Origin of the sequence: Bradyrhizobium sp. CCBAU 11430, from assembly GCF_028128855.1 — a bacterium.
Lineage (GTDB): Bacteria > Pseudomonadota > Alphaproteobacteria > Rhizobiales > Xanthobacteraceae > Bradyrhizobium > Bradyrhizobium ottawaense.
The window spans coordinates 39,433-51,400 of sequence record NZ_LBJV01000074.1 but is presented as its reverse complement, the minus strand read 5'-3'; the positions used below and the strand labels follow the sequence as shown (position 1 = coordinate 51,400).

Here is an 11,968-nt window from a genome sequence, read left to right as displayed (position 1 = left end):
ATGTCCGACGCCGTCGCCTCCAATTCCGACAAGCAGAGCGCGCCGCCCGCGCATGCCGGTCGCAGCTGGCTCAGCCGCGCCCTCGACAGCGACATCTTCTACTCGTTCCGCCGTTCCAAGCTGACCATGGTGGCGGCGGCCATTACCGTGCTGCTCTTCCTGCTCGCGATCTTTGCATCGGCGCTCGCGGTGCAGAACCCGTTCGATCCGGCGCAGCTCCAGTTGATGAACTCGCGCATCTCGCCGCTCTGGACCGCCGACGGCCAAAGCCCGTTTCTGCTCGGCACCGACGAGCAGGGCCGCGACGTGTTCTCCGCCATCCTCTACGGGATGCGCATCTCGCTCGCCGTCGGCGTGGCCGGCGTGATCTTCGCCGGCGCGCTCGGTATCGCGCTCGGCCTGATCGCCGGCTATTTCGGCGGCGCGGTCGATGGCGTGATCATGCGGATCGCCGACGTGCAACTGACCTTTCCCGCCATTCTGATCGCGCTGCTGGTCAATGGCATTGCGAAATCGATCCTCGGCAACCGTCTGGATGCCACCAGCATGCTGGTGGTGCTGGTGATCTCGATCGGCCTCAGTTTCTGGGTCGGGTATGCAAGGACGGTGCGCGGCTCCGTGATGGTCGAGAAGAACAAGGACTACGTGGCCGCCGCGCAGCTGATCGGCCTGCCCGCGCCAAAGATCATGCTGCGGCACGTGCTGCCGAACACGATGGGCCCGATCCTGGTCATCGCCACCATCAACCTCGCACTGGCCATCATCACCGAGGCAACGCTGTCCTTCCTCGGCGTCGGCCTGCCCGACACCATGCCCTCGCTCGGCACGCTGATCCGCATCGGCAACAATTATCTGTTCGCGGGCGAATGGTGGATTGTCGCTTTCCCCGGCCTCGCGCTGGCCGGCTTGATCCTGTCGATCAACCTGCTCGGCGACTGGCTGCGCGACGCGCTCAACCCGAAGCTCCGATGAGCAAAACTTCGATAAGAGCGCCTCACCCATGACCGAGCCCATCCTCTCCGTTCGCAACCTTCAGGTGGAGTTCGCCTCCCGCCGCGGCACGCTGCGCGCCATCGACGGTGTCTCCTTCGACATCGCCAAGGGCGAGGTGCTGGGCGTGGTCGGCGAATCCGGCGCCGGAAAATCCGTGACCGGCCTCGCCGTGATCGGCCTGATCGACCCGCCCGGCCGGATCGCGGGCGGCGAGGTTCGCCTGGCCGGCCTGCGCATCGACAATTTGCCGCCGGAGGAGATGCGCCGCATCCGTGGCAAACGGATCGGCATGATCTTCCAGGACCCCCTCACCTCGCTCAATCCACTCTACCGGGTCGGTGACCAGATCATCGAGACGATCCGAACCCACCTGAACCTGTCCGAGACGGCCGCCCGCCGCCGCGCCATCGACCTGCTTGCCGAGGTCGGCATTCCCGCGCCGGAAAAGCGCATCGACGGCTACCCGCACGAATTCTCCGGCGGCATGCGCCAGCGCGTCGTCATTGCGCTGGCGATCTGCGCCGAGCCCGAGCTGATCATCGCGGACGAGCCGACCACCGCGCTCGACGTCTCCGTGCAGGCGCAGATCATCTCGCTGATCAAGCGGCTCGGCCGCGACCACGGCACCGCCGTGATGCTGGTGACGCACGACATGGGCGTGATCGCGGAGACCTCCGACCGGGTCGCCGTGATGTATGCCGGCCGTGTCGCCGAGATCGGTCCGGTGCAGGATGTCGTCAGAAACCCGCTGCATCCCTATGCCAAGGGCTTGATGGGCGCGATCCCGACGCTGGCCGGCGACGACAAGCGTCTCATGCAGATTCCCGGCTCGATGCCGCGGCTGTCGGCGATCCCGCGCGGCTGCTCGTTCAACCCGCGCTGCGCCTTCGCGTTCGACCGCTGTCGCGTTGATCGACCGGAGCCGCTGCCGCGCGGTGCGCAATCGGTCGCCTGCCATCTCTATGACAGCGTGCCGGCGGAGAGCGCGGCATGAGCGCTTCCTTCGTCCAGGCCACAAATCTGCGCCGGGTGTTCGACGTCTCGAAACCCTGGCTCAACCGCATGCTCGAAGGCGGGCATCTCGAATATCTCAAGGCGGTCGATCACGTCACCTTCGACATCAGGAAGGGCGAGACGTTTGCGCTGGTCGGCGAGTCCGGCTCGGGCAAGACCACGGTGGCGCGGATGGTCGTGGGACTGCTGCCGCCGAGCTCCGGCGATGTCTTGATCGACGGCGTCTCGATGACGGATCCGCGGCAGGCGCCGGCGCGCAGGAAGCTGCGCCGCCGCATCCAGATGATCTTCCAGGACCCCTATGCGAGCCTGAACCCGCGCTTTCGCGTCGATGCCATCATCTCCGAGCCGATCCGCGCCTTCGACCTGATCCAGGGCGAGCGCGACATCCAGGCCCGCGTCGGCGAGCTGCTCAGCCTGGTCGGCCTGCATCCCGACGACCGGCTGAAGTTTCCGCACGAGTTCTCCGGCGGCCAGCGCCAGCGCATCGCGATCGCCCGGGCGCTCGCATCGGACGCCGAGTTCATCGTCTGCGACGAGCCGACTTCGGCGCTCGACGTCTCGGTGCAGGCGCAGATCCTGAACCTGATGCGCGACCTCCAGGACAAGTTCGGCCTGACCTACATGTTCATCAGCCACAACCTCGCCGTGGTCCGCCACATGGCGAGCCGCGTCGGCGTGATGTATCTCGGCCGCATCGTCGAGATCGCTGAAGGCAAGGAGTTGTTCGCACGTCCCCGCATGCCCTACACCAAGATGCTGCTGGGCGCCGTGCCTGATCTTGCCATGAGCGGCCGCCAGCGCATTCCGGTGAAGGGCGAGATCCCGAACCCGATCAATCCGCCGCCCGGCTGCGCCTTCAATCCGCGCTGCCCGCTGGCGTTCGATCTCTGCCGCAAGGAAACGCCGGAACTGATCGACGGCGTCGCCTGCCACGCCGTCAACACCGCGCCGGTCCCGGCGTGACGCGCGCGTGCCATGCCGGCAGCGCATTGGCGGCGCGACATCGCCTGTGATCAATTGCGCGCGCCGCAAATGAGGTAATCCATGGCCAGCATCGTCAATCCCGATCCGTTCACGACCCGCCCCGAGATCGAAGGCACGTTCGGGGTCGTCGCCACTACGCACTGGATCGCGACCGCCGTCGGCATGGCCATCCTGGAAAAGGGCGGCAACGCCTTCGACGCCGGCGTCGCTACCGCCTTCACGCTCCAGGTGGTCGAGCCGCATCTGAACGGCCCCGGCGGCGATGTCCCCATCATCGTCCACGACGTGAAGCGCGGCCGCACCGAGGTGATCTGCGGCCAGGGCCCGGCACCGGCACGCGCCACCATCGCGCATTACAAGAGCGAAGGCCTCGACATGGTGCCCGGCACCGGCCTGCTCGCGGCCTGCGTCCCCGGCACCTTCGAATCCTGGATGATGTTGCTGCGCGATTACGGCACGATGCGCGTGCGCGACGTGCTGGAACCCGCGATCGCCTATGCCCGCGACGGCTATCCGCTGGTCGAGCGCGCCTGCGCCACGATCCAGACCGTCGAGCAATTATTCCGCAAGCACTGGCCGACCTCCGCCGCGGTCTATCTCCCCAACGGCGAGGTGCCGAAGCCCGGCACACTCTTTACCAACGAGACGCTGGCCGCGACCTACGCACGGATTCTCAGCGAAGCCGAGAGCGGCGGCGGTGGCCGCGACGCCGAGATCGAGCGCGCGCGCAAAGCCTGGTCGCAAGGCTTCGTCGCGGAAGCCATCGACAAATTCTGCCGCACCCAGGAGGTGATGGACGTCAGCGGCTCGCCGCATCGCGGCGTGCTTTCCGCCGACGACATGGCGCGCTGGCAGCCGACGGTCGAGGCGCCGCTCACCTACGACTATGGCCGCTACACCGTCTGCAAGGCCGGCGTCTGGAGCCAGGGTCCGGTGACGCTGCAACAGCTCGCACTGCTGAAGGGCTTTGCCCTCGACGGGCTCGACCCGACCGGGCCTGAGTTCATCCATCTTCAGATCGAATGCGCAAAACTCGCCTTTGCCGACCGCGAGAAATTCTACGGCGATCCCAAGTTCAGCGAGATCCCGATTACGACGCTGCTATCGGACGCCTATAACGACGAACGTCGTAAGCTAATTACCGAGAAGGCCTCGCTCGATCTCCGGCCCGGCGCGATCGAGGGCTTTGGCGGCGTCGTCAAGCTGCGCCGCGCTGAAGGCCAGCGCGAGGCCGTTGGCGCGCTAGGCGCCGGTGAACCAACCGTGGGGCGCTTCGGCGAGGTGCGCGGCGACACCGTGCATTTCGACATCATCGACAAAGCTGGCAACATAGTGTCTTCGACGCCGTCGGGCGGCTGGCTGCAATCCTCGCCCATCATTCCCGAGCTCGGCTTCTGTCTCGGCAGCCGCGCCCAGATGTTCGATTTGGAGGAGAACCAACCCGGTTCGCTCGCACCGGGCAAGCGGCCGCGCACAACGCTGTCGCCGACCATGGCGCTGCGCGACGGCGAGCCTTACCTCGCCTGGGGTTCGCCCGGCGGCGACCAGCAGGACCAGTGGATCACCCAATTCTTCCTACGCCACGTCCATTGCAATCTCAATCTCCAGGAAGCGATCGACGCGCCGGCCTGGCATTCCGAGCATTTCCCGATCTCGTTCTGGCCGCGTACCGCTCGCCCCGGCGTGCTCGTGGTGGAAAATCGCATACCCAAGGCGACGATCGAGAACCTTCGTGAGCGCGGGCATATCGTGGAAGTCGGTCCCGACTGGTCCGAAGGCCGGCTCACCGCAGCCTCGCGCGTGGGTCGGCGCCGGCGCGCCGCCGCCAATCCGCGCGGCATGCAAGGTTACGCCGCGGGACGCTGAAGGCAGCACATGACCTGGTCGATCATCGCGCGAGACCCTTTCACCGGCCAGTTCGGCATCGCTGTTGCGACACGTTTTTTCGCCGTCGGCGCACGCGTGCCGTATATTGCCGCCGGCGTCGGCGCCATCGCGACGCAGGCCTTCGTCAATCCCTATTACGGCATCGACGGCGTCAAGCTGTTGCGGGAAGGCCTCAATGCGCGCGACGTGCTGGCCGCGCTACTCGCGACCGACGGTGGCCGCGAGAGCCGTCAGATCCACATCATGGATGCGAGCGGCGAGATCGCCGCACATACCGGGCGCGACTGCGTCGACTGGTGCGGGCACATCGCAGGCAGCGGCTTTTCCATCGCCGGCAACATGCTGGCCGGCGCCGACGTGCTCGACGAGACCGCAAAGACCTATATCGCCAACGACAGCCTGCCCTTCCCGCGCCGCCTGCTCGCCGCGATGCGCGCCGGGGAAGCCGCCGGCGGCGACAAGCGCGGCAAGCAGTCTGCCGCGCTGTTGATTCACGGCGAGGAGGAATGGCCGGCGCTGGACATTCGCGCCGACGACCATCCCGATCCGCTCGGCGAACTCGAGCGACTCGAACACGTCAGCCACGAGCTCTGGGTGCATTTTCGCGATTCCATGCCGACGCGACGGAACCCGGCCGGCAATACCGACCGCGGCGTCATCGACGCCAGCATCCAAGCAGCGCGTGCAAGGCAATCATGAGCGCGAGCCCTCTCATCGAGATCAGGGACCTCCGCATCCGCTTCCACGGCGACGACGGCCGCATCACCCACGCGGTCGACAGTGTCGACCTCAGTGTCGCCAACGGCGCGACCCTCGGCCTTGTCGGCGAATCCGGCTGCGGCAAGAGCGTGACCTCGCTGGCGATCATGGGCCTGCTGCCGAAACAAAGCGCGGAGATATCGGGCGCGATCCGCTTCGACGGCCTCGACCTCCTGAAGACGCCGGACCAGACCCTGCGCAATCTGCGCGGCAACCGGCTCGCGATGATCTTCCAGGAACCGATGACCTCGCTCAATCCGAGCTTCACCATCGGCGACCAGATCATCGAGACCATTTTGCGCCACCGCGGCGGCTCGCGGAAAAGCGCGCGCGAGCGGGCGATCGAGCTGCTGCGCCGGGTCCACATCCCCTCGCCCGGGCGGCGCATCGATGAATATCCGCACAAGCTCTCCGGCGGCATGCGCCAGCGCGTGATGATCGCGATGGCGCTGGCCTGCGACCCGCGCCTGCTGATCGCCGATGAGCCGACCACTGCGCTCGATGTCACCTTGCAGGCGCAAATCCTGGAGCTGATGCGGGAGTTGAAAGCGGCAAGCGGCGCCGCGATCATCCTGATCACGCACGATCTCGGCGTGGTCGCCGAGGTCTGCGACGAGGTCGCGGTGATGTATGCCGGCGAGATCGTCGAGCGCGCGCCGGTGGACGAATTGTTCTCGGCGCCGCAGCACCCCTACACCGTCGGCCTACTCGGCTCGATCCCGCGACTCGACCATCGGGCCGAACAACTTGCCACGATCGAGGGTATGGTGCCGAGCATGGCGCAGCCGCCGGCAGGCTGCCGCTTCGCCGCGCGCTGCCCGTTCGTGCTGGACGCCTGCACCACGGCGCCGCCACCGCTGATCGAAGTCAGCCCCGGCCACCTCTCGCGCTGCATCCGCGCGCCGCTCGAACGCCTGGTGTCGTGATGACCTCGTTCTCTCTTCCCGTTCCCCGGGCGCAGCGCAGCACAAGCGCAGCGCGGTGGTGCGCTGCTGAACCGGGGCCCATGTGGCGGCAGACTGGCTCCCGGTTCAGCGTCGCAACACTTCGCGTTGCGCCGCGCCCGGGACACGAGACTGAGTTTCGTCGGGATCACGAACGATGACCGCTCTGCTCGAGGTTACAGGCCTGGTCAAGCATTTCGTCGCCGAGCGCTCGCTGTTCGGCCGGGCGCTGGCGCATGTCAAAGCCGTTGATGGCGTCTCCTTCTCGCTCGAGGCCGGCAAGACGCTGGCCCTGGTCGGCGAATCCGGTTGCGGCAAATCCACCGTCAGCCGCCTGGTGCTGCGGCTGATCGAGCCGGATGCGGGCACGATCCGGTTCGACGGCCGCGATCTCCTCTCGCTCGATCCCTATGCGCTCCGCGCCTTCCGCCGCGAGGCCCAGATCATCTTCCAGGACCCCTACGCCTCGCTCAATCCGCGCATGACGGTCGGCCAGATCCTGACCGAACCGCTGGCACTGCACGATCTCGTGCCGCCGGCAGAGCGGCGTGCGCGCGTCGCGGAGTTGCTGCGGCTGGTCGGGCTGGAGCCGAGGCTGGCGCGGCGCTATCCGCACGAATTCTCCGGCGGCCAGCGCCAGCGCATCGCCATTGCTCGCGCGCTCGCGGTCGAGCCGAAGCTGATCATCTGCGACGAGCCGGTCTCGGCGCTGGACGTCTCGATCCGCTCGCAGATCCTCAATCTGCTGCGCGAGCTCCAGGACCGGCTCGGCCTCGCCTATATTTTCGTCTCGCACGACCTCGCCGTGGTCAAGCACATCGCCGACCACGTCGCGGTGATGAATCTCGGCCAGATCGTCGAGACGGCGGAGGCGGACGCGCTGTTCGCCTCGCCGCGCCACCCCTATAGCCGGGCGCTGTTGTCCGCGATCCCGCTGCCGCAGCCGAAGGTGAAGCGCGCGACCGTCCTGCTCGAGGGCGAGATCCCGAGCGCGCTCAATCCGCCTTCTGGCTGCCGCTTCCACACCCGCTGCCCGTTCGTGATCGAGCGCTGTCGCAACGAGGCGCCGGCGCTTCTAGCTGACGGCACGGGCCACGCCGCCGCCTGCCACCGCACGGCGGAACTGCCGTCTGCCGACGCCATATTGCCGGCAGCCGGCGGGTTTTCGCCGGCGCTTGCAAAATTGGTCGCCGCCTTCAGCCAAAAGACGGAAGGCGCTGCCACCGCCGGGGTTGGTATACAAGGCACCGCGCCCACAACGACGTAGCCGAAGCAATGGGGACTGTCCGATGAAGATGTTTCGCCTGGCCGCAACGGCCGCCGCCGTCCTGCTGTCGCTTGGAGCCGCGCAGGCCCAGACCACGCTGCGCATCGGCCTCGCCGAGGACCCTGACATCCTCGATCCCACGATGGCGCGCACCTATGTCGGCCGCATCGTGTTCTCCGCCTTCTGCGACAAGCTGTTCGACATCGACGAGAAGCTCAACATCGTGCCGCAGCTCGCGCTGTCGAGCGAAACCGCCGACGACGGCAAGGCGCTGGTCATCAAGCTGCGGCCCGGCGTGAAATTCCACGACGGCGAACCGTTCGACGCGGAAGCCGCCAAGTTCTCGCTGGAACGGCATCTGACGTTCCCCGGATCCTTCCGCAAACCCGAGCTCGCCTCGGTCGATCACATCGAAGTCGTCGATCCCCTCACGGTCAAGCTGGTGCTGAAGTCACCGTTCTCGCCGCTGCTCGCTCAGCTCACCGACCGCGCCGGGATGATGGTGTCGCCTAAGGCGGCGAAAGAGGCCGGCGACAAATTCGGCCTGCGCCCGGTCTGCGCCGGCCCGTATAAATTCGTCGAGCGCGTGCAGCAGGACCGCATCGTGTTCGAAAAGTTCGCGGACTATTGGAACAAGGACAACGTCTTCATCGACAAGATCGTGTTCCAGCCGATCGTCGATGCCACGGTGCGGCTTGCGAACTTGAAATCCGGCGGCCTCGATTTGATCGAGCGCGTGCTTGCCACCGACCTGAAGGAAGTCCGCGCGGATTCACGGCTGAAAGTCGCGACCGCCATCGAGCTCGGCTATCAGGGCATCACGCTCAACATCGGCAAGGACAAGGCCAAGGGGCCGCTCAGCCAATCCGCAAAGGTGCGACAGGCGCTCGACCTCGCGATCGACCGCGACGCCATCAACCAGGTCGTGTTCAACGGCGAGTTTCAGGTCGGCAATCAATGGGTCAACCCTGATCATCCCTACTATCAGAAATCCCTTCCGGTCCGTCCCCGCAATGTCGAGAAGGCCAAGGCGCTGCTGAAGGAAGCCGGCGCGACACCGCCGGTCAGCGTCGATTTCCTGGTGCCCAAGGGCGCGGAGACCGAGACGCCGGCGCAGGTGATCCAGTCGATGGCGGCCGAGGCTGGGTTCGACATGAAGATCCGCCTCACCGAATTCGCGACCGGGCTGAAGCAGGCCGAGGCCGGCGACTACCAGGCCTATATGCTCGCCTGGAGCGGGCGCGTCGATCCCGACGGCAACAGCTTCGTGTTCCTGCACAGCGGCGCGCCGCAGAATTACGGCGCGTGGAACAACCCGCAGGCCGACAAGGCACTGGAAGACGCGAGATCGGTCACCGATCCCGCCAAGCGCAAGGCCAGCTATGAGGCCCTGGCCAAGCTGGTCCAGGACGAAGAGCCGCTGCTGTACCTCTACCACCGCCGCATCATCATCGCGCACACGACCAAGCTCGAAGGCTACAAGCAGATGCCCGACGGCCTCGTGCGTGTCATCGGACTCAAGCTGAAGTGACGCCGCGAGAATGCTGAACTTCCTCGCCCGCCGCCTTGCGCAGATCGTGCCGACGCTGTTCTTCGTCTCGGTGCTGATCTTCTCGCTGCAGCAATTGCTGCCGGGCGATCCCGCGCTGGTGATGGCGGGCGAAGAGCGCGATCCCGCCGTGATCGAGCAGATCCGTCATCAGTACCGGCTCGATCAGCCGGTCCCGGTGCAGTACGCCTACTGGATCAAGGGCGTGCTCTCGGGCGATTTCGGCGAGTCGCTGCGCAACAAGATGCCGGTGCGCGAGCTGATCGCGCAGAAGCTGCCGGTGACGTTGCAGCTCGGCGGCATGGCGATCGTGATCGCGTTCCTGATCGGCATCCCCGCCGGCATCGTCGCGGCCGTGAAGAAGGGCTCGGCCTGGGACTACGGCGCGAACCTGTTTGCGCTGTGGGGCATCTCGACGCCGAACTTCTGGCTCGGGATCATGCTGATTTTCCTGTTCTCGATCGAGCTCGGCTGGCTGCCGGCGTCCGGCTACGTGCCGCTCACCGAGAACTGGCGTGCGAGCCTGGCGGCCACCATCATGCCGGCTTTCGTGCTCGGCAATGCCATTGCCGCGGTCCTGATGCGGCATACCCGCAGCGCCATGCTGCAGGTGCTGGAAAGCGACTACGTCCGCACCGCCCGGGCCAAGGGACTCCTGGAGCGCTCGGTGATCCTGAAGCACGCCATGCGCAACGCGCTGACGCCCGTCATCACGCTCGGCGCGCTCGAGCTCGGGACGCTGTTGTCCGGCGCAGTCCTGACCGAGCAGATCTTCTCCATCCCCGGCTTCGGCAAGCTGATCGTGGATGCCGTCTTCAACCGCGACTACGCCGTCGTGCAAGGCGTCGTGCTGGTGACGGCCACGATCTACATCACGCTGAATCTCGTTGCCGACATCGCCTATATCCTCGTCAATCCACGGCTGCGGGGCTAGAGCATGACCGACGCCGCGCTGCCCGGCCCTCTCACGCAAGCCGACGAGCTGGATAGCCCGGCCCGCCGCGCGCGCCGGCGGCTGTTCAAGCGCAAGGCGGCGATATTCGGGCTCGTCGTGCTCACGATGTTCATCGTGCTCGCCGTGCTGGCCCCACTGATCGTGCCCTATGATCCCATCGCGACGAGCTGGAGCCTGGTGCGCAAGCCGCCCACCTCGGCGCACTGGTTCGGCACCGATGAGCTCGGCCGCGACATCTTCAGCCGGATCGTCTACGGCGCGCGCGCCTCGCTGCTCGCGGGCCTCATCTCGGTGGCGATCGCGCTCGGCATCGGCGTGCCGCTCGGTCTCGTCGCTGGCTATCGCGGTGGCTTCGTCGATGCGCTGATCAGCCGGATCACGGATGCGATGCTGGCCTGCCCGTTCCTGATCCTGGCGATCGCGCTGGCGGCGTTCCTCGGGCCGAGCCTCGGCAATGCCATGATCGCGATCGGCATCTCCGCAACGCCGATCTTCATCCGCCTGACCCGCGGCCAGGTGCTCGTCGTCAAGGCCGAGGACTATGTCGAGGCCGCGCGCGCGCTCGGCAATCCGCCATGGCGGATCGCGCTCTCGCATATCCTGCCGAACATCCTGCCCGCGCTGCTGGTGCAGGCGACACTGTCGATTGCCGCCGCCATCATCGCCGAAGCCGCGCTGTCGTTCCTCGGCCTCGGCCAGCAGCCGCCGGCGCCGTCCTGGGGCAGCATGCTCAACGCCGCGCAGCGCTTCCTGACCCAGGCGCCGTGGATGGCGATCTGGCCGGGGCTTGCGATCTTCCTCGTGGTGCTGTCGCTGAACCTGCTCGGCGACGGCCTGCGCGACGCGCTCGACCCGCGGCAGCGCTAGATCACCGCTTCCCGCATCACGCGGCGGCAATCCATCTCGTATTCGAGATCGACCACCGGCGGGCGGGCGAAATGCCAGGTCAGGCCGGAGCGCAACGCGCCGCGGCGGACCAGTTCGTCGACGAGCGTATGGTGGAAATCGTGCACGGAATAGGCCTGCACCGCAGTGGTGTCGTTCCAGCCGAAGCCGAAAGCCGCCATCCGGCTTTCCATCTGCGACGTCGCGGTGAAGCGCACCTTCTCCCGCAGCCCCTCAGGGCTGAGGTCGCGATAGCGCACGGTGCGCTCGACATAGGTGCCGCTGCCCTCACGTGCCTCGGCGCCGCCTGATATCACGAAGGACGGCGCTTTCGAGCGGGTCGGACGCGTAAACGAGAACGCATAGAACGACGGCTCGGACGGCGGATCGATCTCGGGACAGACATTGCTGCGCGCCACCGGATTGGTGGTGCCGTCGAAGATGCCCCATTCGGACAGCGTCTTCACGTAGTGCAGGTTGAACGCGCGAAAGCCCTCTTCGCTGAAGGCTGCCGGTGAACGCAGCTCGCAGGCACAGAATGCCGTCAACGGCCGCCCGGCCTCCTGGATGAATTTCGCCGCCAGCGCAAACCCTTCCGCGAGCGGGACCACACGGTCGAAGCGGACGCGTTCGATTTCGTAGCCGTCATCCGCGGCGGCGCCCGCCGAATACTGGAACACGGACGGAATGAAACGATAATTGCCGGCAGAGAAGTCACGTATCATGTC

11 protein-coding genes are annotated in these 11,968 nt (G+C 66.5%); 10 read left to right on the top strand and 1 reads right to left on the bottom strand.

Annotated features, from left to right (window positions below; all coding sequences use genetic code 11):
• The 10 genes from XI04_RS37055 (at position 1) to XI04_RS37010 (ending at position 11,222) form a co-directional block, all read left to right on the top strand.
• A complete protein-coding gene (locus XI04_RS37055) occupies positions 1 to 972 on the top strand; it encodes an ABC transporter permease (protein WP_028143436.1) in 972 nt (323 codons plus the stop codon).
• A 28-nt stretch (positions 973 to 1,000) separates the two neighbouring features.
• Positions 1,001 to 1,987, top strand: a complete 987-nt coding sequence (locus XI04_RS37050; protein WP_028143437.1) for an ABC transporter ATP-binding protein — start codon at positions 1,001 to 1,003, stop codon at positions 1,985 to 1,987.
• Entirely contained in the window at positions 1,984 to 2,973 is a 990-nt protein-coding gene (locus tag XI04_RS37045; protein WP_028143438.1) for an ABC transporter ATP-binding protein, read from the top strand. Before XI04_RS37050 ends, XI04_RS37045 begins: the two co-directional genes overlap by 4 nt.
• An 81-nt stretch (positions 2,974 to 3,054) precedes the next feature.
• Positions 3,055 to 4,860: a gamma-glutamyltransferase family protein gene (locus tag XI04_RS37040; protein ID WP_271623910.1), complete on the top strand. Its 1,806-nt coding sequence runs from the start codon at positions 3,055 to 3,057 to the stop codon at positions 4,858 to 4,860.
• Positions 4,861 to 4,869: 9 nt separating this feature from the next.
• On the top strand, positions 4,870 to 5,580 hold the full coding sequence (locus XI04_RS37035; RefSeq protein ID WP_271609326.1) for a DUF1028 domain-containing protein: 711 nt from the start codon (positions 4,870 to 4,872) through the stop codon (positions 5,578 to 5,580).
• Entirely contained in the window at positions 5,577 to 6,566 is a 990-nt protein-coding gene (locus XI04_RS37030; RefSeq protein WP_271623909.1) for an ABC transporter ATP-binding protein, read from the top strand. Before XI04_RS37035 ends, XI04_RS37030 begins: the two co-directional genes overlap by 4 nt.
• Positions 6,567 to 6,741: 175 nt before the next feature.
• Positions 6,742 to 7,851 carry an ABC transporter ATP-binding protein gene (locus XI04_RS37025; RefSeq protein WP_271609324.1) on the top strand — a complete coding sequence of 370 codons (1,110 nt, stop codon included), beginning with the start codon at positions 6,742 to 6,744 and terminating at the stop codon, positions 7,849 to 7,851.
• A gap of 22 nt (positions 7,852 to 7,873) precedes the next feature.
• Positions 7,874 to 9,382 (top strand): ABC transporter substrate-binding protein, encoded by a 1,509-nt coding sequence (locus XI04_RS37020; protein ID WP_038947049.1) that lies wholly within the window; start codon positions 7,874 to 7,876, stop codon positions 9,380 to 9,382.
• A 10-nt stretch (positions 9,383 to 9,392) separates the two neighbouring features.
• On the top strand, positions 9,393 to 10,334 hold the full coding sequence (locus XI04_RS37015; RefSeq protein ID WP_028143444.1) for an ABC transporter permease: 942 nt from the start codon (positions 9,393 to 9,395) through the stop codon (positions 10,332 to 10,334).
• A 3-nt stretch (positions 10,335 to 10,337) separates the two neighbouring features.
• Positions 10,338 to 11,222: an ABC transporter permease gene (locus tag XI04_RS37010; protein ID WP_028143445.1), complete on the top strand. Its 885-nt coding sequence runs from the start codon at positions 10,338 to 10,340 to the stop codon at positions 11,220 to 11,222.
• Here XI04_RS37010 and cnbZ read toward each other — a convergent pair.
• Positions 11,219 to 11,965: a 2-amino-5-chloromuconate deaminase CnbZ gene (gene cnbZ, locus XI04_RS37005; protein ID WP_271609322.1), complete on the bottom strand. Its 747-nt coding sequence runs from the start codon at positions 11,963 to 11,965 to the stop codon at positions 11,219 to 11,221. The genes XI04_RS37010 and cnbZ overlap by 4 nt on opposite strands.
• Positions 11,966 to 11,968 lie beyond the last annotated feature (3 nt).

Coding starts and splice junctions, on each gene's coding strand:
- XI04_RS37055 (WP_028143436.1), top strand. CDS start 1: ATGTCCGACGCCGTCGCCTCCAATTCCGACAAGCAGAGCGCGCCGCCC.
- XI04_RS37050 (WP_028143437.1), top strand. CDS start 1,001: ATGACCGAGCCCATCCTCTCCGTTCGCAACCTTCAGGTGGAGTTCGCC.
- XI04_RS37045 (WP_028143438.1), top strand. CDS start 1,984: ATGAGCGCTTCCTTCGTCCAGGCCACAAATCTGCGCCGGGTGTTCGAC.
- XI04_RS37040 (WP_271623910.1), top strand. CDS start 3,055: ATGGCCAGCATCGTCAATCCCGATCCGTTCACGACCCGCCCCGAGATC.
- XI04_RS37035 (WP_271609326.1), top strand. CDS start 4,870: ATGACCTGGTCGATCATCGCGCGAGACCCTTTCACCGGCCAGTTCGGC.
- XI04_RS37030 (WP_271623909.1), top strand. CDS start 5,577: ATGAGCGCGAGCCCTCTCATCGAGATCAGGGACCTCCGCATCCGCTTC.
- XI04_RS37025 (WP_271609324.1), top strand. CDS start 6,742: ATGACCGCTCTGCTCGAGGTTACAGGCCTGGTCAAGCATTTCGTCGCC.
- XI04_RS37020 (WP_038947049.1), top strand. CDS start 7,874: ATGAAGATGTTTCGCCTGGCCGCAACGGCCGCCGCCGTCCTGCTGTCG.
- XI04_RS37015 (WP_028143444.1), top strand. CDS start 9,393: ATGCTGAACTTCCTCGCCCGCCGCCTTGCGCAGATCGTGCCGACGCTG.
- XI04_RS37010 (WP_028143445.1), top strand. CDS start 10,338: ATGACCGACGCCGCGCTGCCCGGCCCTCTCACGCAAGCCGACGAGCTG.
- cnbZ (WP_271609322.1), bottom strand. CDS start 11,965: ATGATACGTGACTTCTCTGCCGGCAATTATCGTTTCATTCCGTCCGTG.